At 39.9% G+C, this 22747-nt stretch carries 25 protein-coding genes and 1 pseudogene; 20 read left to right on the top strand and 6 right to left on the bottom strand.

Annotation, left to right across the window (positions count from 1 at the left end):
• Positions 1–82: 82 nt before the first annotated feature.
• The 11 genes from ID165_RS09335 to ID165_RS09285 all read left to right on the top strand — a co-directional run bounded on the left by ID165_RS09335 (position 83) and on the right by ID165_RS09285 (position 9716).
• The gene (locus tag ID165_RS09335; RefSeq protein ID WP_192350078.1) at positions 83–838 is read left to right on the top strand and encodes an SDR family oxidoreductase; all 756 of its coding nucleotides are present in this window, start codon (positions 83–85) and stop codon (positions 836–838) included.
• 202 nt (positions 839–1040) lie between these two features.
• A complete protein-coding gene (locus tag ID165_RS09330) occupies positions 1041–1259 on the top strand; it encodes a hypothetical protein (protein ID WP_192350077.1) in 219 nt (72 codons plus the stop codon).
• Between the two features lie 16 nt (positions 1260–1275).
• A complete protein-coding gene (locus ID165_RS09325) occupies positions 1276–2190 on the top strand; it encodes an AraC family transcriptional regulator (protein ID WP_192350076.1) in 915 nt (304 codons plus the stop codon).
• A 290-nt stretch (positions 2191–2480) separates the two neighbouring features.
• Complete coding sequence (locus tag ID165_RS09320) at positions 2481–3287, top strand: SDR family oxidoreductase (protein WP_192350075.1); 807 nt, start codon at positions 2481–2483, stop codon at positions 3285–3287.
• A gap of 22 nt (positions 3288–3309) precedes the next feature.
• The gene (locus ID165_RS09315) at positions 3310–3669 is read left to right on the top strand and encodes a hypothetical protein (protein ID WP_192350074.1); all 360 of its coding nucleotides are present in this window, start codon (positions 3310–3312) and stop codon (positions 3667–3669) included.
• Positions 3670–3702: 33 nt separating this feature from the next.
• Positions 3703–4614 (top strand): AraC family transcriptional regulator, encoded by a 912-nt coding sequence (locus tag ID165_RS09310; RefSeq protein WP_192350073.1) that lies wholly within the window; start codon positions 3703–3705, stop codon positions 4612–4614.
• Positions 4615–5281: 667 nt separating this feature from the next.
• Complete coding sequence (locus ID165_RS09305; protein ID WP_192350072.1) at positions 5282–6037, top strand: MBL fold metallo-hydrolase; 756 nt, start codon at positions 5282–5284, stop codon at positions 6035–6037.
• Positions 6038–6118: 81 nt separating this feature from the next.
• Complete coding sequence (locus ID165_RS09300; protein WP_192350071.1) at positions 6119–6916, top strand: SDR family oxidoreductase; 798 nt, start codon at positions 6119–6121, stop codon at positions 6914–6916.
• Positions 6917–6940: 24 nt separating this feature from the next.
• Entirely contained in the window at positions 6941–7852 is a 912-nt protein-coding gene (locus ID165_RS09295; protein WP_225587052.1) for an AraC family transcriptional regulator, read from the top strand.
• Between the two features lie 113 nt (positions 7853–7965).
• Positions 7966–8727: an SDR family NAD(P)-dependent oxidoreductase gene (locus ID165_RS09290; RefSeq protein WP_192350070.1), complete on the top strand. Its 762-nt coding sequence runs from the start codon at positions 7966–7968 to the stop codon at positions 8725–8727.
• 68 nt (positions 8728–8795) lie between these two features.
• Positions 8796–9716 (top strand): AraC family transcriptional regulator, encoded by a 921-nt coding sequence (locus ID165_RS09285; protein ID WP_192350069.1) that lies wholly within the window; start codon positions 8796–8798, stop codon positions 9714–9716.
• A gap of 125 nt (positions 9717–9841) precedes the next feature.
• Here the strand turns inward: ID165_RS09285 and ID165_RS09280 are convergent, their stop codons facing one another.
• The 3 genes from ID165_RS09280 to ID165_RS09270 are packed head-to-tail and all read right to left on the bottom strand — an operon-like array spanning position 9842 to position 12065.
• Positions 9842–10642: an AraC family transcriptional regulator gene (locus tag ID165_RS09280; protein WP_192350068.1), complete on the bottom strand. Its 801-nt coding sequence runs from the start codon at positions 10640–10642 to the stop codon at positions 9842–9844.
• A gap of 15 nt (positions 10643–10657) precedes the next feature.
• Positions 10658–11014: a DoxX family protein gene (locus ID165_RS09275; RefSeq protein ID WP_192350067.1), complete on the bottom strand. Its 357-nt coding sequence runs from the start codon at positions 11012–11014 to the stop codon at positions 10658–10660.
• A gap of 1 nt (position 11015) precedes the next feature.
• Positions 11016–12065, bottom strand: a complete 1050-nt coding sequence (locus ID165_RS09270) for an aldehyde reductase (protein ID WP_192350066.1) — start codon at positions 12063–12065, stop codon at positions 11016–11018.
• 317 nt (positions 12066–12382) lie between these two features.
• Here ID165_RS09270 and ID165_RS09265 point away from each other — a divergent pair, with 317 nt between their 5' ends.
• From ID165_RS09265 to ID165_RS09255, 3 genes are all read left to right on the top strand, one after another.
• Positions 12383–13297: an SDR family oxidoreductase gene (locus tag ID165_RS09265; RefSeq protein ID WP_192350065.1), complete on the top strand. Its 915-nt coding sequence runs from the start codon at positions 12383–12385 to the stop codon at positions 13295–13297.
• A gap of 289 nt (positions 13298–13586) precedes the next feature.
• The gene (locus tag ID165_RS09260; RefSeq protein ID WP_192350064.1) at positions 13587–13940 is read left to right on the top strand and encodes a hypothetical protein; all 354 of its coding nucleotides are present in this window, start codon (positions 13587–13589) and stop codon (positions 13938–13940) included.
• A 14-nt stretch (positions 13941–13954) separates the two neighbouring features.
• Positions 13955–14863, top strand: coding sequence for an AraC family transcriptional regulator (locus tag ID165_RS09255; protein ID WP_192350063.1), 909 nt, complete (start codon positions 13955–13957; stop codon positions 14861–14863).
• A gap of 585 nt (positions 14864–15448) precedes the next feature.
• Here ID165_RS09255 and ID165_RS09250 read toward each other — a convergent pair.
• On the bottom strand, positions 15449–16012 hold the full coding sequence (locus tag ID165_RS09250; RefSeq protein WP_192350062.1) for a Crp/Fnr family transcriptional regulator: 564 nt from the start codon (positions 16010–16012) through the stop codon (positions 15449–15451).
• Positions 16013–16353: 341 nt separating this feature from the next.
• Here ID165_RS09250 and ID165_RS27085 point away from each other — a divergent pair.
• The 6 genes and pseudogenes from ID165_RS27085 to ID165_RS09220 form a co-directional block, all read left to right on the top strand.
• Positions 16354–16563: pseudogene (locus tag ID165_RS27085) on the top strand (hypothetical protein); the annotation flags it as partial.
• A gap of 116 nt (positions 16564–16679) precedes the next feature.
• Complete coding sequence (locus ID165_RS09240; RefSeq protein ID WP_192350061.1) at positions 16680–16829, top strand: hypothetical protein; 150 nt, start codon at positions 16680–16682, stop codon at positions 16827–16829.
• 403 nt (positions 16830–17232) lie between these two features.
• Positions 17233–18027: a type 1 glutamine amidotransferase domain-containing protein gene (locus ID165_RS09235; RefSeq protein ID WP_225587050.1), complete on the top strand. Its 795-nt coding sequence runs from the start codon at positions 17233–17235 to the stop codon at positions 18025–18027.
• A 115-nt stretch (positions 18028–18142) separates the two neighbouring features.
• A complete protein-coding gene (locus ID165_RS09230) occupies positions 18143–18448 on the top strand; it encodes a putative quinol monooxygenase (protein WP_192350060.1) in 306 nt (101 codons plus the stop codon).
• An 11-nt stretch (positions 18449–18459) separates the two neighbouring features.
• Positions 18460–19203, top strand: coding sequence for an SDR family oxidoreductase (locus ID165_RS09225; RefSeq protein ID WP_192350059.1), 744 nt, complete (start codon positions 18460–18462; stop codon positions 19201–19203).
• 211 nt (positions 19204–19414) lie between these two features.
• On the top strand, positions 19415–20056 hold the full coding sequence (locus tag ID165_RS09220) for an NAD(P)H-binding protein (protein WP_192350058.1): 642 nt from the start codon (positions 19415–19417) through the stop codon (positions 20054–20056).
• Positions 20057–20520: 464 nt separating this feature from the next.
• On the opposite strand, the gene ID165_RS09215 is transcribed toward ID165_RS09220, so the two are convergent.
• Both ID165_RS09215 and ID165_RS09210 read right to left on the bottom strand, forming a co-directional pair.
• Positions 20521–21246 (bottom strand): LytTR family DNA-binding domain-containing protein, encoded by a 726-nt coding sequence (locus ID165_RS09215; RefSeq protein ID WP_192350057.1) that lies wholly within the window; start codon positions 21244–21246, stop codon positions 20521–20523.
• The gene (locus ID165_RS09210; RefSeq protein ID WP_225587049.1) at positions 21243–22268 is read right to left on the bottom strand and encodes a sensor histidine kinase; all 1026 of its coding nucleotides are present in this window, start codon (positions 22266–22268) and stop codon (positions 21243–21245) included. The genes ID165_RS09215 and ID165_RS09210 overlap by 4 nt, the downstream gene beginning before the upstream one ends.
• Positions 22269–22747 lie beyond the last annotated feature (479 nt).

The following is a 22747-nucleotide window of genomic DNA, read 5'->3' as shown; positions in this document are numbered from 1 at the left end:
TGTGATGGTCAGGTAGCTTTGTATCAAACAAAGTTTAACCGAAAGTGCTCACAGTAGTGGGGCTTTTTAAAATTTAATTACGATGAGCAAAATAGCATTAGTTACCGGAGGAAGCCGGGGTTTGGGAAGAGATATGGCTCTCAACCTGGCAAAAAAAGGGTTGGACGTCATCCTAACCTACCACAGCAAAAAAGAGGAAGCAGATAAGGTTGTCGCAGAAATTGAAGGAATGGGGCAGAAGTCTCTTGCGCTTCAATTGGATACCGGAAAAACAGGAACATTCGATTCCTTCATCAGTGGGCTGACAGGTGAATTGTCGTCAAAATTCAAGACGGATAAATTCGATTTTCTAGTCCACAATGCAGGTATTGGCGTAACCGCTGTATTTGCGGATACCACCGAAGAACAATTTGATTCTTTGGTAGACATTCAGTTTAAAGGACCTTTCTTTCTAACACAAAAAGCCTTGCCACATATAAATGACGGGGGTGGTATTGTAAATATTTCGACGGGACTGACCCGAATTATATTGCCGTACTATCCTGCCTATTCTTCGGCAAAAGCTGCGATGGAAAATCTGACCAAGTACCTCGCCAAAGATTTGGGTGGACGTGGTATCCGGGTAAACATCGTAGCGCCGGGTGCAATTGAAACTGATTTTGCGGGAGGAATGGTTCGCGATAATTCCGATATGAACAATCACATTGCTTCCCAAACGGCTTTGGGTCGTGTTGGATTGCCTACTGATATCGGAAGTGTAGTGGCATTTTTATGCACTGACGAAGCCAAATGGATTACTGCCCAGCGTATTGAAGTGTCTGGAGGACAGATGTTGTAATATGATGGTCAATAAAACTCCTTCTGTCAAAGACCGGAGGAGTTTTTGATCCTTAAAACAATCATTCATATACTAATCATTGGTCTATGTGCGACGTTAAGTTTACATGCATATGCACAAGACCAACATCCGCGAAATACTATGAGAGTTAACAACATACTTGGAACCGGGGAACTTATTTCCGCTAACCTTCAACTAAAAGATGATACGGTGCCTTTATTTGGTAACAACCCAAGTTGTCGATGAGAAAGGAGATTTTGCATCCCAACACGCAATCGGCTCATCTTTTCCCAACTGGAACGGTCTGGACAGAACTAGTGATGAACTTAGACTTCGAAGGGTAGGGGATCGATTAATTGAAAATTTACCCTTGGAAAATGATGCTCTGGTTATTATTGAATGGCAGCTTATTCAGGATTAATCAATTAATAGAAATTATGGATAAGACATTTCGCTTAAACTCGCTATCAGAATTTCACTCCCTTTGCAATCTTCCCGAGCCAGAGCATCCGCTCATTAGTCTCATTGATTACGGCAAGGTGGTTTATCCTTTTGAAGATAACCAAATCAGTTGGATTCAGGATTTCTATTCCATAGGGTTAAAGCGAAATGTCACTGCTAAATTTAATTACGGCCGGCAGGTCTACGATTTCAACAAGGGCTTGCTTAGTTTTATTTCTCCTCTTCAGTTTTTGAAAATAGAAATCAATCAAGAAGCAATAGCAGAGCCCAGTGGATGGTTATTGCTGGTTCATCCCGATTTTTTGTGGAACACGTCTTTGTCCAAAAAAATCAAATCTTTTGAATTCTTTGGTTATGCGGCAAATGAGGCTCTCTTCCTTTCCGAAAAGGAAGAGAAAACCATTGAACAAATTTTATTGACCATAGAGAGTGAATACCAATCCGCTATAGATAAATTCAGTCAGGAGCTTATTGTCAACCAGCTTGAAAGGCTCTTGATCTACGCAGAGCGGTATTACGAACGTCAGTTTATCACCCGTAAAAAATCCAATTATGAGTTATTGGAAAGATTTGAAACTATACTAGGGCGTTATTTTAATAATAAAGAAGGGATTGAATATGGAATACCTACGGTTGGTTCTATTGCCGAAGAGATGAGCATTTCAGCAAATTATTTGGGAAGTTTGTTACGTATCCATACGCATCAAAATGCACAGCAGCATATTCAAAGTAAAATGATTGATTACGCCAAGGAGAGGTTAAGCGTTACCCGTATGTCAGTTAGCGAGATTGCTTATGAATTGGGTTTTGAATATCCCCAGTCATTCAGCAAACTTTTCAAGCAAAAAACCAATCAGTCTCCGTTGGAATTTAGGAAAGCGTTTAATTAGAAAAACATTTCTTGTTGTTTTAAATTTCATTAAACTGATCCAATTCCCGAACGCCTGTCTTAGGCTAACCTAAGGGATTAGGATTGAGGTTGAACAAGGCTTTTTCATTTGAATGACTTGGGATTTTATCCGCTGGACCTATACTAAATGCACATAATTCGATCTTGGAAGCAATGTAGGTACCTACTTTATAGCCAAACCGCGATTTGGATACATCTTACAGCATATCGGAAACATTGGGCAGCAGGATTATTTTGAATTTTGTTTTGTCAAATTTAAAGTATGGTCAGATGGAAAGAACAATATTTATTACAGGTGCCTCTTCCGGTTTAGGCAAAGCAACCGCTAAATTATTCCAATCAAAAGGTTGGCAAGTAATCGCCACTATGCGAAACCCTGAGCTGGAAAAAGAATTGTCTCAGTTGAAAAATGTCACCTTATTACCGCTAGATGTTACCCGTGTGGAACAGATTACCGGCACTGTAGCAAAAGCAATTACATCACACAATATAGATGTGGTATTCAATAATGCGGGCTATGGCCTGATGGGAGCGATGGAAGCTCTGACCGAAGAGCAGATTGAACGACAAATCAATACCAATCTGATGGGAGTACTTTGGGTGACCAAAGCCTTTATTCCCTATTTCAAAGAAAGGAAGCAAGGATTATTCATAAGCACGACTTCCATGGGCGGGCTATTGGCATTTCCCCTACATTCAATTTATCATGCTACCAAATTTGCAATAGAAGGCTGGTCGGAAAGCATGTCTTTTGAACTGGGCTTACATAATATCGGTATAAAAACCATTGCCCCTGGAGCAATCGCTACTGATTTTACCGGAAGATCGCTGGCCACGGCAAAGCATTCATCATATCAGGCATTAGAAGAAAAGCTATTCTTCAATGTAGATGCGATGATGGCTCAGGCCTCCAGTGCCGAACAAATCGCAGCGGTCGTGTATGAAGCTGCAACAGACGGAAAAGATCAGGTTCGGTATGTGGCTGGCCCAGACGCAAATGCCATCTATGATCGGCGGCTATCAATAGGTTCAGAGGCTTTTAGAAAAGAAATTAAAAGTCAGTTTATAAACGAATAAGTAGTAAGTTTAATTTAAAACTATGTATTCCATATCCAAAATAGCAGGTTTTATTTCACTTATTTTAGGATTTATATTCACGTTTAAACCTGATATACTTGCAAAAATCCAATTATCGGTTGACCCAAATACGATGATAGAAATCAGGGTGAAATGGGGCTTGCTGATTGGTTTGGGTATCTTCTTATTAGGTCATAACAATTGGACGCTTTGGCTGACAATAACCGGAATGTTGACCGCCTTGACACTTGGCGTAATCTTAGCCAGGTTAATGGGACTGGTTATGGACGGGTTTTTTGTCAAACAAATAGATTGGTTGCTTATTGAACTACTTGCCCTGCTTGTCTTTGGTTTTTTGTATTGGCAAATCAGCTTAAAATAAGGGAGGTAAAAGCCGTTATAAATAATAAAAGCGATGAAAATTATAAATTCCTTATCCGAGTTTCATCGGTTATTATCAATTTCTCCGCCATTGCATCCACTCATTAGTGTGGTGCAGGTTTCTGAACTGCACGTAATAAATTCCGAGGTATGGAAAAAATTTGCCACCAATTTTTATACCATCTCTCTAAAGAAAAATATTCAGACCAAAATAAAGTACGGACAACAGTACTATGATTTTGACAGGGGTACAATGATTTTTGTTGCGCCAAAACAAGTTCAATCGGTTGAGGTAGAAGCCACGAATTCCTTTAATGAATCCTTAGGAAGTGGTTATGTTTTGATGTTCCATCCGGATTTTTTAGGGAAGCATCCGTTGGCAAGCACGATCAAGAAATACAACTTTTTTTCGTACGAGGTAAAGGAGGCATTGCATCTTTCTGAAAAAGAAGAGAAAAATCTAATTGGCATATTTGAAAAAATTGAGGAAGAATATCAATTTATAGACCATCATACACAAATGGTACTATTGGCTCAATTGGACTTACTGCTAAATTATTGTAATCGCTTTTACGCAAGACAGTTCATCACAAGGAACGCTGTAAGCAACGATTTGTTGACTAAAGCAGAACGGCTGATAAGCGAATACTTTGATAAGGAAAATTGTTTGCATGAGGGTATTCTTACGGTAGAATATTTGGCAAGTCAACTTAATTTATCTCCGGGTTATTTAAGTGATATGTTGCGTTCGCTTACCGGCCAAAGTGCCCAGCAGCACATTCACGACAAATTGATTGACAAGGCAAAGGAATACCTGTCCACTACAAACTTATCGGTTTCCGAGATTGCCTATCAATTGGGGTTTGAGCGCTCGCAATCCTTCAACAAATTATTCAAGCGGAAGACCCTTCAATCTCCTTTGGAATTCAGAAGAGCTTATAATTAATGAACCTGTTTACAAATTTTTAAGTGATAACCGACTAATTGAATTTCCTTTGCAGGTCCTGATTTAACTACAAGTAAGTTAGTTTTGGATACAAGCTCCGAGAACATTACCGGAATCTTGGTAGCATCACTTTCTAAATGATTAAAAAGATGCACACAGAAAAAATAGTACGTACCGTTATTATAACAGGAAAAGCCCGCACGTAGAGTTGTGGTAGCAAGTGGCGTTCATGATCCGGTACAGTTGGAAGCCTTTCCTTTCGGCTGTGGTCCACCTCCTGCATAGAATGCTCCGGCAGAATTGGCAAAAATTTGGAGAAGTTTATGTCGTCAAACTACAAATTCAATGTTCTGATTGAAAACTTTGCGAAACTAACAGGTAGAAGCCTTGCAGGCTTTAAACGTGATTTTCAAAAAATATTTGGTCGACAATGGTTGCAGGACAAACGACTTACCGAGGCGCACTATCAACTAGAAAAAAGCAACAAAAAACCGTAGTCAATCTATTTAGAACTTGGTTTTGAAAGTTTAACCCATTTTTCTTATGCTTTTAAAAAGCAATTTGGTTATGTCCCAGAGGAACTAAAAGCAAAAAATACGTAGTCTTTAAAAGTGAATGCAGATCTTTTGCCATCTAACAGTTTCTAATGCTACTTATAAACTATCCCATGGAATTAAAAAAATATAACAGCGAATTAAAATTTGTAAAACCGGATTGGACGGGCAATAAATTGACCGCTGAGGGCTTATACACAAATATATATGGAGATGACATCAAAAGTTTTGGTGAAGCCTTGCGTTGGATGCGTAGTGATAATCCACTTGCCAAACTCAAAAAAAACCAACAAACAACACTTATCTATCAGCTTATAGAAAATATTTCTGAGAAAACCAGCAATGCTATAATCCCACTAGGCCATGCTTCATTTATCGTTGATATAAATGGCATTAGGCTGTTAATTGATCCAGTGGTAGCCCCGAATAGATTTTTAAAACGCTACACCAAAGTCCCATTTAACTTGTCGGAATTAAACAATGTAGATTACCTTTTGCTTTCGCACAATCACCGTGACCACATAGATAAAAACAGCGTAAAGCAACTTACGAAACTTAATCCTGATGCTATAATACTGACAGGTTTGGAAATTGGAAAAATCCTGAAGGGTTGGGGTGTAAAGAATCAAATTCAGGAAGCTGGTTGGTACCAACAATACAACACATCCGAAGCGCTGGCAATTGACTATTTGTCTTCCCGGCCTTGGTCTAGAAGATGGCTCAACGATACCAATATCCAATTTTGGGGCTCATTTACGATTCAGGACAAATCTACCGACAAAACCATCTACTTTGCCCATGACAGCGGCTATGGACAGCATTTTAGGGATATAGGATCCGATTATGAAATTACCCAACCCGCTAATTGAATACAAACAACCGACTTTTGGACACTTTCCGGTAGATAGACTGCCGCAACTTTGCGCTATCAATTTAAATAGAGCAAAAAAATGAAAGTAAGCTTAATAACCGGTGCATCGGGTGGAATAGGGGAAGCCATTGCGCACAAATTTGCGGAAAGAAAACACAACCTTTTGCTGGTGGCCCGTAATGCTGAAAAGCTAGACACTCTCTGCAAACAGATGACCGAAAAGTATGGCATCAATGCCCAATTTATTGCTGCGGATTTGGCGAAATCAGGAACTGCTGAACAGGTTTTTACAGAAACGAAGCGTCGCGGGCTGGAAGTAGAAATGCTCATCAACAATGCGGGAATCGGTTCCGGCGGCGAATTTTCAGAATTGGCTCTGGAGTCGGAAATGGAGATGTTGCAACTTAATATTTCATCCTTGGTGGCATTGACACATATGTTCCTGGGGGAGATGAAAAAACGTAACAACGGAACAATCATCAACGTGGCTTCTATGGCATCATTTATACCGATACCCTATATGGCCACCTATTCAGCCAGCAAGGTTTTTGTCCGCCACTTTACCCAGGCACTCACCCAAGAATGTGAACCATACAAGGTGCACGTGATGTTGCTTTGTCCCGGATTGACCAAAACCAATTTTAACCATGCAGCCGGAATGGATGGTGAAGTGGGACGAAGACTGAATGCGGAATATAACAGTTCCACGCCTCTGCAAACCCCCGAACAAGTAGCTGAAGAGCTATTGACCGCATTGGATAAAAGAAAGCATTATATTGTATCAGGAAAAATGAACCGGATGGCAAGCCGCTTATCTGCGTTATTTCCAAACGCTTTCTTAGCCAAAAGCTTTGCCCGGTCATACAGGAAAAAATAGCAGATACTTAATAACTGTAGAAAAGTGAATTCAACGACCTCAACCATTCACCTCAAATCCATGGCTGATATGCACAAGGTGGTGGGTATTTCCAAGCCGAAGCATCCACTGTTCAGCATTCTTCGTTTTGAGCATTTTCCGCAACCGGAACTAACCCAACGTACCAAGTTGATCAGTGATTTTTACCAAATTGCCTTAAAGAAAGAATGTCCCTGTAAAATGCAATATGGACAAACTCCTTTTGATTTTGATGAAGGTATTATTTCCTGTTTTGCCCCCAAGCAAGTGAGCATTGTGGATAAAGATTTTGCATTTGCAAAAGCGGGTTGGATCATAAGTATACACCCTGATTTTTTGAGAACCTATCCCTTAAGCAGTAAAATGAAAAGCTTTGGCTTTTTTGATTACGATGTCAATGAAGCTTTGATCCTTTCGGAAGATGAGCAACAATCCATAGAAATTATTATTGAACAAATTGAAAAGGAATATTTGTTGCCCATAGACAGGTTTAGTCAGGACGTAATTATTTCTGCACTAGATTTGTTGTTTACCCATTTTAGCCGCTATTACAACAGGCAGTTTGTAATCAGGCAACCCCAAGGGAGTGAGCTATTGAACAAGGTGGAAAATATATTGAACGCCAGTTTCAGCGATGCTGGGGAACAAAAGTTGCCAACTCCTGCATATTTGGCGTCCCAATTAAGTTTATCGCCCAAGTACCTGAGTGACTGCCTGAAGCAACTCACGGGGCAAACCACCCAGCAGATTATTCATGAAAAGCTGATAGAAAAAGCCAAGGACATTCTTACAACCACAGAAATTTCTGTTAGCGAAATAGCCTATCAATTAGGCTTTGAGTATCCACAGAGTTTCAGCAAGTTGTTCAAAAACAAAATGAATGTTTCGCCTTTGGAGTTTAGGGCTTCGTTTAACTAATTGAGGGAAATTCCGCATTTCGGCTTCGACAATTCCCGATTTGACTACAAGTGCTTTAATGACAATCCAGAATTTTGCAATGTGAATCTTAATCAATAAAAATGATGCAAAAAATGGAAACAACGCGCAACAAGAAAGTGGCATTGGTTACAGGAGCCAATCAGGGAATGGGGTTTGAAATAGCAAAAGCCTTAGCCAGGAATGACTATACGGTATATGTGGCAGCACGCAATCTGCAAAATGGCCAGGCTGCCGCAGCTGAAATTGGCCATGGCGCACGAGCCATACAATTGGACATTACGGAGGAAAATTCGATCAGTGCGGTAAAGGTCGAGGTAGAAAAAGATTTTGGATATCTTAATTTATTGGTAAACAATGCTGCAATTTCGCACGCAGGAAAAACCTATCGCACGATAGAAGAAATGAGAGCCGCCCAGCGGGCGAGCGTAGCATCCATAGACGAATTGCGCATTGTGTGGGAAACAAACGTATTTGGAACCCTTGCCATAACGCAGGCACTACTACCTCTACTTCATAATGCTCTGACAGCAAGAATTGTAAATCTAACAAGTGCTTTGGGATCTCTGACATTACATGCTGATCCTAACTCTCCATTCCGGGGTGGACTTGACGTGATGTATGCATCGTCAAAAACGGCTTTGAATTCCATAACCCTGTCTTTAGCGATAGAACTGGAAAATTCAAATATAAAAGTCAATCTGGTAAGTCCTGGATTTGCTTCAACGCAACTTACCAACTTTCTGGGCACCCAAACACCGAAAGAAGCAGCAGCAGAGCCTATTCGCATAGCCTTGGATGAAAATGGGCCTTCAGGCACTTTTACAACAGCTACGAATATTACGGTTCCGTGGTAATACAATAAAAAGAAAGCAAAACCTATGGATTATCGATATAGGTTTTGCTTTTATGATGCATTAATAAGATGAAAAAAAAGAAAGAAAATCTGAAGCGTTTTCGTTCCATATCCGAAATACATCAGGCTTTTGGGATGCCCAAACCGCGACATCCCTTGATCAGTTTAACACATTTTGATGAAAGCAACCCATTCAATCCTGAGAAGGCTCCAGTTTATGATGTGATGGAATTTTACAAAATAGCCTTCACAACGGAAAACCGTGGCAGAATGAAATATGGCCAGAACTATTACGATTTCAATGAAGGCAGTATGATATTTATTGCACCGGATCAACTGATTGGGAACTCGGAAGACAGTGATGAGAATTCCTCCTACATTCTGCTTATCCACCCGGATTTTTTGTTGAGTTACCCTTTGGCAAAAAAAATAAAGCAGTACGGTTACTTCTCTTACGCGGTAAATGAAGCACTACATTTATCAGATGATGAAAAACAAATTATCATTTCCGTTTACAGAATAATGGAACTTGAGCTGGACAGCAGGGTGGATGAATTTAGTCAGGAGGTGATGATCGCACAGATCGAATTGCTATTGAGCTATGCCAATCGTTTTTACAAACGTCAATTTCTGACAAGGAAAATCCTAAACGACGATTTATTGCAAAAGCTGGAAGAAATTCTGGATCATCATTACAGGATGGACGAACCTCCGATCCAAGGTATACCAACGGTTCAATCCATTGCTGATAAATTAAATACTTCACCAGGCTATTTGAGTGATATGTTACGCTCTATCACAGGTCAAAATACCCGGCAATTCATACATCATAAACTAATTGGCAAGGCAAAAGAGCTGTTGTCTGCAACTGACCTGAGTATAGGTGAGGTAGCCTATCAATTGGGGTTCGAACATCCCCAGTCTTTTAGCAAGCTTTTCAGGATTAAGACCAATATGTCCCCTGTGGAATTTAGACAATCATTTAAATAATTTTTTTTTCGGTTTCAAGCTTCTTGTAATGTAGGAGTCAATTAAACCATATGCTTTTGCAATGATAGGAGAAACGGCAAGTGATTTTTTTTGTATGATTGCTCAATTTAACCATACCTATACATTTAGATCTTATTGCTATGGGTATTCTTACTCGAAATTTCGGTGGGAGCATGACCATACATTTTTTTAAATGAGGTGGAGAAATGTGATAAACTCTCAAAGCCCAAATCAAGGTAAAAATCAGATGGCTTTTGATTTTTTTTATTTAGTAAAATGTAAGCTTCCCGCAGCCTCATCTGCATCAGCCAATGGCTTGGGGTGTCATCAAATATAGTATTGAAATCTCTTTTGAAAGAAGATAAGCTACGTCCGGTAAGATACGCAAAACGGACAATACTTACATTAAACTTGAAATTGCGATTCATAAATTCTTCTAAATCTATTTTTCCGGGCTTTCTAAAATCAAATAAAATTTCGGCGAGTTCCGGCTGGCTTTTCAGAAGGATGAGTAAAAGCTCTTCGTATTTTACCTCCTCAAACAATTCATCCAATTCCATCATACCTTTATAATAGGGCTTGATGGATTGAATGAAACTTTCTATCAATGCTGATTTTGAGATCTGGATAAAAGCGTCTTTTGATAAAAAACAGGTTTGTTTAAACCGGTCTTTCTTCAAGAATTTTTGTAAAAAAAGTTCGTCAAAACAAAAAAGGATGGGTTCAAACCCGTCTCTGCTATCCAGTAACTCATATTTTGCCAACCTGTTTTTTCTGGCAAGGCAGGCATCTCCCGCTCTGAACGTATAACTTTTGTTTCCATCAAAAACCCGAAAGCCACCTTTGGCAACATAGATAAATACATGATCAGGAATAAACTGCTCTTTTAGAATAGTTACACTGGGATCTCCGGCTATTGCTCTCATTTGATTGTTCTATTTTCAAATCCCATTTTTGAAAGGATGTCCTAAGTAAATTAACGCCAAAGGCATCAAAAGGAATGGAATTTCTATTAATGCAAATTTATAATTTCCAGTTTTCAAGGCTAATGACATCATTACTATCAGTAGCTCTGCCCGTAGAACATTTCCGATAAAGAATGTTTTGGGAAACAGGATTAAAACTGCAGCAAGTATAGAGCAGACTCCCAACATAGTGCGAATGGTATCGGTAATTCCTAACGCAGTCATCATCTCAATATATTCCGCCGAAGGTTTCTGAAACACACGGGAACCGTGACTCACTCCAATGTAAAAGCTTACCAATATCAGTAAACCGCTGATTATTCTTGCTGCCATTTTATTGGTCTTTATGTATGAGGTTAAACTTTACCATTGAATCTACCGAGGACAAGATGGCATCTTCTTGAGACGAAACAGGTTTCCAGCCTAACACGTTCTTGGCTTTGGCATTGCTTACATTTCGGTTCATTTTGGTCAAAAACAAACCTTCTTTTGCCTGTTCATTGAGTATGGCTGCGATGTTCAAAATCCAGTTGGGCAGTGTTCTTTTGGTGACTTTTTGAGCCACTTTGGGTCTTTCACTTCTCAACAATTCCGCAATCTTAGGTAACGAAATTTGTCCGTCAGCCGAAGCGATAAACCGTTGGCCATTGGCATTTGGGTTCTCCATGGCGCGGATATGTAAATCGGCTACGTCTCTTACATCCACCACATTCAGTGGGATGTTGGGAATTGCTTTCAATGTGCCATTCAATAAATTTTCAAGTAGATGAAAACTTCCCGAAATATGAGAATCTAATGATGGACCCAAAATGGCAACCGGATTGATGGTGGCAAATTCAAGATTTCCCCCTTTGCTTTTGATGAAGTCCCAAGCCGCCTTCTCTGCCAACGTTTTGGATTTTTCATAAACCGAAAGTCCTTTGGCATCGGGTTTTGTCCAGTCTTCTTCCGTGGTTTCCCTGCTTTTGTCCGTTTGGGTAAACCCTACCGCTCCAAAATTGGAGGTCATGACTACCCGCTTTACACCTGCCTCTTTTGCAAATTTTAGGATACGCAAAATACCTTCTACCGCAGGACGAATAGCTTCTTCTTCTTTTTTCGGTTTATCAAAAAACACCGGTGAAGCCACACTTAACACATAGCTGCAACCTTCCATAGCCCTGGCCCAATTCGTATCTTCTGTCAATTCTGCTTCCTCGTACGAAAGGCGTTCAAACGAAGCAATGTTATTGGTGCTTAAAGCTGATTTAACCTTAGCTATACTTTTTCGATTGCGAATGGTAGTCCGTACTTGATAGCCTCTTTCCAACAATTGCAAAATAATTCTCATGCCCACGAAGCCGGTTCCACCGGTAACTAATACTATCCCTTTATTTTCCGTCATTTGAAATTTTTAATTTTAATTCAGATACAAATTTCAGGATTATCAGGCAGGGTCAGTTTAGTAATAAGTCCAATTTTACTTTACTGAGAGGTCCAAAAAATAAAGGATACAAGGAGAGGGTAACAAGCGCTTGACTAAGAAACGTTGGATATGCCCCATTTTGCTAAAGTGTAAATCATTATCCAAGCCTCCCTAATAAACAGCCTATTCCAACAATAACTATTTTTTGACTACAACAACATGCGTATTGGCTAAACCTGTCCTTTGGAGTTGCTGCAACTTTGCATCAACAAAAAACAGAAAAAATGCAAAACGAAATGAAAAACTGGACAGCAAACAACATTCCCCAAAGGTATGAGGGCTTAGCTGTCATCACCGGCAGTACAGAAGGAGTAGGCTATGAAGATGCGCTGGCTTTATCCTCAGCAGGATGGAATGTGATCATGATGGGGCGAAACGCCGAAAAGGGGGCAGAGTCAATTGCTAAAATCCATCAAATTAATCCGAAGGCAAAAGTAAGCTTTGAAAAAATAGACCTCGCTGATCTGGCTTCAATCAAAGCCTTTGCTTCGAGAATGACTTCAAAAGGGCAGGCTATCAACCTCCTAATCAATAACGCTGGCGTGATGACACCGCCAAAACGACTCGAAACTGCTGATGGGTTTGAGTTACAGTTTGGTACAAACCATCTTGGGCATTTTGCTTTGACAGCCCGGCTTCTTCCATTATTACGTAAGGCACCGGATGCCCGTGTTGTTACGGTATCAAGTGTTGCAAATCGTGCAGGCCAGATCAATTTTAATGACCTGCAGTCAAAATCTTCCTATGTCCCAATGAAAGCATACGGTCAGGCAAAGCTCGCAAATTTGATGTTTGCGCTAGAACTTCAGCGTCAATCTGAAAAGTACGGTTGGGGCATCAGCAGCATGGCCGCACATCCGGGTGTTTCCCGGACAAATCTACTTATTACCGGAGCAGGGCGATGGAGTGGCCCTGGGATTGCCAGAACTTTTCTTCCCTTTTTGTTCCAGCCACCGGCTCAAGGCGCATTGCCAACCTTATTTGCAGCCACTTCTCCGGATGCTAAAGGAGGGGTGTATTATGGGCCAAACAAAATGAGTGAAACCCGGGGATTTCCTTCCATCGCAAAAATACCAACACAAGCAGCCGATGCAGATGTATCTCTGAAATTATGGGAGGTATCGAAAAAGTTGGCAAAGGTTGATTTTTAGGATCTTCTGATTCCGGCACTGACCAAAAGCATCAAGGCATTTTCAAAGTTCCATTTTCAACGCTATATAGAAACGAATAAAATAAACACACAAACAACATGTAAAGACAAACTCCCAATGGGTTTAATCATGTTGTCGAACGCGCTGCCACCGGCAGGTTTTTATCTGTACTGCAGATTGAGAAAAGTATTTCCAATAAAAGCCAGAACAGATTTGATTAACGCTAGTATAGACATGCCCATTGGTATAATTGGCGGTTATTTATTACAAACCATCATATTCTCATGACATGATAAGGGACATTATTTCATTACTGCTGCTGATCGCTTCGGCAGGCTTGAGTTTCTATCACGGCTGGGGTTCATTCAATTACAGGAATCACCCCGAATCCTTAAAAATGATGACCCAGTTGGGCATGGCCGAATCATGGATGCCCTTATTTGGTGCCTCCGCCATGTTAATTGGTATACTTTTACTGCTACCTAAAGCGTTTTTTTATGGCAATATTTTAAATGCAGTGTCAGTCGTATTTATTATGGCGATGGCATTGCGTGCTGGAAATGTAAAAATGGCATTAATAGAAATCCCCTTTCTTGCAATACCGCTGGTATTGATTTGGTTAGGATATCCGTTCAAAAATTAAAATAATTTTGTAGAGTGAAAAATTCAAAACCATATAGAATACAATCCATAACGGAAATACACCGTTTAATGGGACTTCCAAAGCCCTTGCATCCCCTTATTGGCATCATTGATTTGACTGGCTTGAGAAACAATTCAGATATCAGTACGGTATTATTTGACTTGTATGTAATTTCAATGAAAAGAGGTTGTGACAAACTCTTTTACGGACAACAGAAATATGATTTTGACGAAGGCTTAATGGCTTTTTTATCGCCGGGACAAATTTTGCGTGGAGAAGAGAATGGTGTACCTAGTAACTTGGAAGGCTGGATGTTGTTCATTCATCCCGATTTTTTATGGGGCACATCACTTGCCAACAAAATTAGAAAGTATGAATACTTTGACTACTCCGTAAATGAGGCATTATTCCTTTCTGACAAAGAAGAAACGTTGATCAATGACATTGTAAAAAACATCAAAAACGAATATCACGCAAATATTGATAATTTCAGTCAGGACATTATCATTTCCCATTTAGAAACATTGCTGAACTATGCGGAGCGCTTTTACCAGCGTCAATTCATTACCCGGAAAATCACCAATCACCAGGTGCTTGATAAGTTGGAAAAAATACTTTCTGACTACTTTAACAATGATGATTTGATAAGTAAAGGTTTACCAACTGTTCAATATGTTTCGGAGAATTTAAACGTGTCGCCTACCTACTTACGCAGTTTGCTCAAGGCACTGACGGGGCAAAGTACTCAACAGCACATTCACAATAAGCTGATTGAGAAGGCCAAAGAAAAATTATCAACTACAGATTTGTCGGTAAGTGAAATTGCCTATGAATTGGGCTTTGAGCATTTGCAGTCATTCAGCAAATTATTTAAAACAAAGACTAACCAATCGCCTTTGGAGTTTCGTGCCTCATTTAATTAATTTTTCTTTTCTGGGTTTTGCTACAGTTTCTCGGGATTAGACTACATGCGCCGGGCTGAGTACACTGAACTTTGGTGCAGGTAACCCGGACATCCTTTGATTAATTTGATAAAGAATGGGGAACCATTAAAAATCAACTATACAAAATAGTCGCTTGTTTTAACCTGGATTTTGCAGTGGGTTTCGTTAAGAGACCATTAATTGCACTAAAATCAGGCTCTCTGGAGACTAAGTCCGCCGCAGCGCATATGGTGAAGTCAAAAATTGCAACGCAGTGACTGATTTTGAAGCAATTATTGGTGGCAATAACTTGTACGCCGTGGCGTAGAAATGCTAATGCATAATGCGGGTTTAAGCAAAAAACATTTTGTGCATAACATTCAAAACAAGAGCATTACCTATTTCAATGATAAAGGGATTTTCAGTTATCCTACTACTTTCCAAAAAAAAGGAAGTTTCAAGAGCACATTTCCTATTGAAAATCATTGGTTTATCGTTTTATTTTACGACCATCTCCACAAGCTCGACTGCCTGGTTTTGGATAAGGGATAGCACTTTATTAGTATTATTGGGGTAGCATATTATTTATTTGGAATAAAGCCTACTCAATGTTTCACGGCTTACGCCTAAGTATTCCGAAATAAGCTTTTTAGGAATACGCTGCATCAGATCTGGGTATAGCATTGCAAACTCTTCGTAGCGCTGCTGTGGATTGCTTGTCAGCAAAGATCTTATTCTTTGCTGTAAAGCAACGTAACCATTGGTTAGCTTTACCCTGAAGAACTGATCCATTTTGTGAATATCCGACGACATCTTTTCTCTTGATTCCAAGGTGGAAACCAAAACCTCACCGGCTTCAATGCATTCCACAAACATGTCCGCCTTTTGTGCTTTAAAAAAAGCCGGATAGTCTGACATCCACCAGTTTTCCTTCGCAAACTGAAGTATGTATTCTTTCCCATGTTCATCCACATAAAAAACCTTGAAAATCCCTGACAAAACCAAGAACTCGTACTTCACCTCATCTCCCTCATGAATAAGAAACTGATGTTTTCGAACTCTTTTTAAAGTGAAAAATGTCTTTATATGCTCAAATTCATGGTCACTAACCGAAACTATTTCTTCTATATGCTTACGTAATCTTTCCATTTACTGAATTGTTCTTATACCCGCAACTATTTTTCTAACCATTGATTCTGTTGTCAAAATTCCAATAAGCAAAATCCACATCCCTAAACCATAGGTGTTTTGAAGATAAGTCTAACTGATCGCGATAAAAAGGACTGATTTTAATTCTTTAGTGGCTATTGCAGCCGGCTTGTTGCTGTCATCTTAATAAGCTGGAAATTAATGGAAGCGTACGGCAAAACCTAAAACAGCTTCGGCTTGGTGGTCACTGAATGTTTGGGTAAAGCAGTGGACCAACTTGTGAAAGTATCAAGAGCCGTAAATGGAAAGGTGAAAATAGTTAGGGTAGGACGGTAGTAGACTGCGGGTGGTATTTCAATCCGGAATTTATTCATGCGCAGATTGAAGGTTCAATTCTAATGGCATTGGGTACGGCAACTACCCATGAAATCACGTTTAACCCACATTATGCATTAGAAAATCTACTACAGCTCACACCACCTCAAAATCAGTCGCTATACTTCACTTTTCGCTCTCATCGTAGCACTGCTACGACTCGATCTCCAAAGTGACTGATTTTCTTGCGGTTTGAAACTTCGCTACGAACGTTAATGCATAGTTCGGGTTTAAACACTGATTAGTAGAGTAGCAGGACTTTTGTAACTATCTCATACCAAGGATCAACTACATGCCTACCGTAGAAATACATCTCATGGAAAATGCCGGGGAAGCCGGTGAGGAAGGGCTCCCTCCATTCGCTCCTGCACTGATGGAATCCATTTTTGATCTCACAGCAGAACGAATCAGAGAATTGCCATTTGACCTGAACAAGTTTTAAAATATAATTCAAACCTAGGACTTTGAATTATTACAGCATTGCGGTTTATAAAAACAGCGTCTGAAGTAAACGAAACAATCTCTTCTTACTTCTAGAATTAATCGATATTTCCGGGCGGAAATGCCAGTTAACAACCATAAAAAGGCTGGTAAAGCTTATCCCAGATCAATTTTTAAGAGGGATTTACAGTATAGTTTGCTTTAGAGACACAATAAAAAAAGCAAATCTATCCCTTATCGAATTTTATAAAAATCAAGGGTAATATCGGGGATTTATAGGCTAACACCTCCACAATTGTGATCTCAATCACGCTTTTTTTGTGATTTCGCTCCTCGTATCCCGAGGGTGTTCCACGGTAAATTTGTTCTATAAATAAATCAACAACAGCTAACTAATTACAGAAATGAAAAGACTTATGATTATCACGCTGGCACTTGTCTATTTCTCGGCATTTGCACAAAACCAACAGGAAAGCACCTCAGAAAATCAAAAAAATAACTTTACAAACGACACAAAAATGAAAAAGAAAATTCTAATTATCGTGTCCAATGCCAATACGATTGGACCAAACAACAGGAGAACAGGAACATTTCTTCCGGAAGTGGCGCACCCTTATGCCGAATTTGAACAAGCGGATTATCAGATAGATTTTGCCAGCTTAACCGGTGATACACCCTATTTAGATGCCCTTAATTTAGCCGATGACCCCGCAAATCTTGCGTTTCTGACAGGTAAGGGTTGGGAAACGATGCAAAAGGCCGGTAAACTTGCAGATGCAGACGTTCGCAGCTACGATGCCGTTTTTGTACCAGGTGGTCTGGCACCCATGGTGGATATGCCGGAGAATGAACTTCTCAAAAAAGTTATCAAAGAAACCTATGAACGCAATGCAGTTCTAGGAGCTGTGTGTCATGGCCCTGTTTCATTTTTAAATGTGAAACTAAGTGATGGAACTTATCTGGTCGACGGAAAGAACATCACCTCCTTTACAGACGAAGAAGAGAATAACTACGCTATAGCTGATGTACCATTCTTGCTCGAAACAGCATTGAAAGAACAAGGGGCAAAATTCCATTCAGCCACACCGTGGTCCGACCACAGCATTGCGGACGGCAACTTGGTAACCGGACAGAATCCAGCCTCAGCCAAAGGAGTGGCTGAAAAAATGATTTCTTTATTGGAGTCCGCTCAAAAATAATAGGAGAACTGTATTGGCCTCCTTTAAAATCTTTATTGGAGGTCAATACATGTTTACCATGTTGGCATCTGCCATTCTATGTGAAAAGAAAATTAATAACTAAAAAAAAGTCAAAATGGAAAATCATAATCCAGTACATGTGTTTGCGACATGGAAAGTAAAGGAAGGTCAGCTCAAAAATGTTTTAACCCTACTAAAGACAGTACATGATAAGAGTATCCAAGAGGATGGCAATCTCTTCTATAAAATCCACCAAAGTAAGTTAGACTCGGATACGTTGGTATTATTCGAAGGATACAGCGGAGAAGCTGCTGTGGCGGAGCACCGTAACTCGTCCCATTTTCAGGAGCTGGTCTTAGGGCAAATTGTGCCTTTACTGGAAACTAGGGAGATTGTTTTAACCAACCCAATAAATCTTTAAAAACGAACAGGATGGAAAATAACATAAAAAACAAAGTGATCGTGATTACCGGGGCCAGTAGCGGTTTGGGGGAAGAAACGGCAAAGTATCTTGCTGAAAAGGAGGCAATTGTAGTGCTCGGCGCAAGACGTGCGGGTAAATTGAGAAAAATTGTAACAGATATTACCTCAAAAGGAGGTACAGCATTATATCAGGTAACAGATGTGACCAGTAAGGAGCAAGTGCAGCGCTTAGTTGATATAGCCATTGCCACCTATGGTAAAATTGATGTATTGATTAACAATGCAGGCATAATGCCCATTGCTCCCATGTCAGAGGTCAGAACTGATGAATGGGATGCTATGATTGACGTTAATATCAAGGGTGTTCTCTATGGAATCTCCGCCGCTTTACCCATTTTCCAAAAACAGAATTCAGGACACTTTATCAATTTAGGTTCTGTGGCCGGGATTAAAGTTTTTAGTCCGGGAGGAAGTGTGTACAGCGGGACTAAATTTGCTGTTCGGGCAATAAGTGATGGATTGAGGCATGAAGTAGGAGGTAACATACGTACGACCACTATTGAGCCAGGCGCAGTGGATTCAGAGTTAAAGTTGGGTACCAACCATCAAGAGAGTTCGGAGGGCGTCAATGAATTTTACAAGGTAGCTATTCCTGCCTCAAGTGTGGCAAGGGCAATCGCTTTTGCAATCGAACAACCTGCTGATGTGGATATCAACGAAATTGTAATTAGACCAACCATTCAGGATTTTTAATAAATCCTATCCTTATCAGTAGTTGAAAAGACTGTTTTAAAGAGCTTCTAATTTTAATTATCATTTGGTGGTCACTATATCTAGGAGGATCTTTTAGAATCCAACATCGGTTATGGGTGTTTCCAGCAAAAATTAATTTAGAAATAGCTTACAACTCATAGCTATCCAAAAAGGAAATGTTTATATAAAAATTAATCTTAAACTTAATAGTATGAAAATCTTGATAATTGGAGCGAGTGGACGGGTTGGGAAAAACCTAACCCAACTATTATTAGATCAAGGTCATACCGTAATCGGTACTTCCAGGCAAAAAAACAAGTTTTTCGAACACGCTAATTACAACCAAATTGAACTGGATATTACAGAAGAGCTGGATGTAATTACCGGAAATTTCCCGCAGGCTGTGGACGCAGTTTACTTTGTGTCCGGCTCCAGAGGGAAAAATTTACTTCAGATAGATCTGCACGGAGCGGTAAAAACGATGCAGGCTGCAGAAAATAGAGGGGTTAAACGATACATTATGTTAAGTGCTATCCACTCCCTCTCACCTTCCAAATGGAAAGTAGAAGGCCTCAAGAATCTTACAGATTATTATCTGGCCAAACATTATGCAGATTTGTTCTTGATCAACCAAACGAAATTGAACTTTACAATTCTACAGCCTGGCGCATTAATAGAGACTAAAGGATCGGGGTTAGTTGAGGTAAACATAGACCATCACGGAGAAAATTCCATAGAAAATGTGGCTGGAATGCTTTCAGAAATATTGGAAAGTAAATCCTCGCATAAAAAAGTAATAAGTATGCACGATGGTACTACACCAATTGCAGTAGCAATTGAGCAGCTTTCTTAGACAGGAAATCGCGTTTAAAATTTACTCCAGCTCCCTATTTCCAGGGAGCTGGCATTAAACAATTTACAGCTACTACTATCAGCAGTGTTGCCGGGTCTGAGCCAGGTATTGGCTGCCATCCCTGCCTGTCCCACAAAGGCCATCAGTGGATGATGGGAATTATTGGGATTGTATCCTTTGGTACTTTAGTTTTTGCACTGGCAAGAGACAAAAATGCAACACCCACAGAAATTGCCTTAGGTTGGCTATCGACTCAAAAATCGTTTATCGTTCCTATCCCCTGAACATACAATTACACCCATTGAGGGAAAATATTGTCTCGACTAATCTTTCATTAACCAGCAATGAGTTGGATATAATGAATGCGGCACTTTCGGCCATTAAAGTAGTATGAGAACGCTATGCTGCATCTATGCAAGCAGCAACAGAAGGGAAACAAAGGACAGAAACTAACATAGGTTGGATTATCCCCTCCCTAATAACTTCTTCACAACATATTCATCAAAAAAATAGCCGCGGTATACATCACCGATTGGTATTTCATTTTCTTGAATAAATACAGTGTTATTATCAAAGGAGTCAATGTGCTGCACATTGATGATGTAAGATTTACCGGTTCTCGCAAACAAGCTATGCGGTAATTGTTCGTGGATGGTTTTAATGTTCATCGCTGTGATTATTTTCCTTTCGGCGGTGTGCAGGACCACATAGTCTTTCAACCCTTCTATAAACAAAATGTCTTTAAAGTATATTTTAAAGGTTTTTCTGTCCGCTCTCACAAAGAAATAATCCCCTGCAATACCCTCGATGTTACTTCTGGAATGATCCATGGCAAGTAATTTGAAATAGGACTGTGCTTTTTCCACCGCTTTTTGGAACCGCTCCAAGCGGACCGGTTTGATCAAATAGTCAAGTGCGTCCACTTCATAACTGTCAAGCGCAAATTCACTGAAGGCCGTAGTGAAGATAACGAGTGTGTGCTGGGGAATGGTTTTGGCAAAATCAATCCCATTGGTTCCGGGCATTTGAATATCCAAAAAGATAAGATCTACAGAATTATCCGCTAAATAGGCAGCGGCAGCATTTGCACTGCTGAAACTGCCAAGCAAATGGAGATCTTTAATTTTACTCACCAAGGATTGGATAGCCTCTCTCGCTAGAGGTTCGTCATCCACAATCATGCAGTTCATAGGCTGATGGTTAATGATACACCGTAGGTGTCGGTAGTATCGTCTATTTGTAGGGTGTGTTTCCCGGGGTAGATCAGTTCGAGTCTTCGTTTTACATTTGCCAATCCTAGTCCTCCTTTCTCTTTTCTTGCTGTTGCGATCCCTGGCTTGGAATTGATGCATTTAAATTTCAGTTCGTCATTGCTTACATCAAAATACAACTGCACAAACGATTTTTTTTCTAAGTCCATGTTATGTTTGATGGCATTTTCTACAAATGTGACCAGGAGCAAGGGTGCGATTTGAACTCCGCTTAATTGCCCTTGTTTCGAAATTAGGTATTCAAAATTGTCTCTTCTTATTTGTTCTAGACTTAATAGATCCTCCAAAAAATGAATGTCTGCGGTCAGCAGTACGCGGAATCTCGCACTGTCATAGAGCTGATAACGGAGCAGATCACTCAGCTTCATGAGTACCTGCGAGGCTTTTACCGGATCCTTTTGGGTAAGAACGTTTGCATTGTTGAGCATGTTGAATAAAAAATGGGGATTGATCTGGTTTTTAAGCTGATCCATTTCAGACCTTAATGTCGTTTTTTCCAACTCGTTTATCCGGAGGCTATCGAGAATAGAGCGTTGAAACAGTTTAATCGCTGTGGAAGCCATCGTAAGTACCAGGACTACAAATGAAACCGAAAGTATACCGGCAGCTTCTCTATAGGCATCAGCCCTTCTATAGGAAGCCAAAATTCCCCAACTGAAAAAATAGATGGCAGAAATAATGGCAATGGTGGAAATTAGCGATAATGCATAGGCGAAATAGCGGTTGGTGAAGAAAAATCGGGGCACATACCAGTACATGTTCAGGTAAAACAACAAAACAAAAACCAACACAAGTCCACTATTGATAATGGACTGAACCGGTTCAATAAATTGCGGTTGGCTATTGAATAAAACTAAGGTGAGGAATATAATCAAGGAAATATGGCGTGCCAACCTGTAGTCGGAAGAAACAAAAAATCTGTATACCCAATCTTTTTCCATCACTGAACTTTTTTCTGAATTACTCATAACATCTATTACCGGGCAGTAGGTACAAGGAAATCGCTTTTATCTTAAAACTCTTCAAGGTCTTGCATATTAGAGGTCAAAAATCGACAAAATCAGTATGCTTACTTTCAATAAGATTAACCCTTGGAATGTTCTACCGATTGGGAGTTTTATAGACGATATCCCTGATAATAGGTAAAACTAAAACAGATTTTGGGGATAAATACTTTTTTTATACCAAAGCCTACACCTATTAGATGAAATCCTGTAAAACGATTGTTTGCATAGTTCGTTCATGATTGATTTTTTGGCTATACAGATGTTGATTTTCGGGCTTAATAATCCGGGATAGGAATGGGGGGGACCACATGTTTTTTTGCCCTTTTTTAATAGTGAAGGATAGTTCGTTTTGCTCAGAACCCCATTTGCTATAAAAGCTAGCCCATTTGGTATAATTCAAAAATAGGGTATCG

The sequence above is a fragment of the Algoriphagus sp. Y33 genome (assembly GCF_014838715.1).
GTDB lineage: Bacteria > Bacteroidota > Bacteroidia > Cytophagales > Cyclobacteriaceae > Algoriphagus.
Note: the sequence above shows the minus strand (reverse complement) of the source record. Positions and strands in the feature narration are given on the sequence as shown.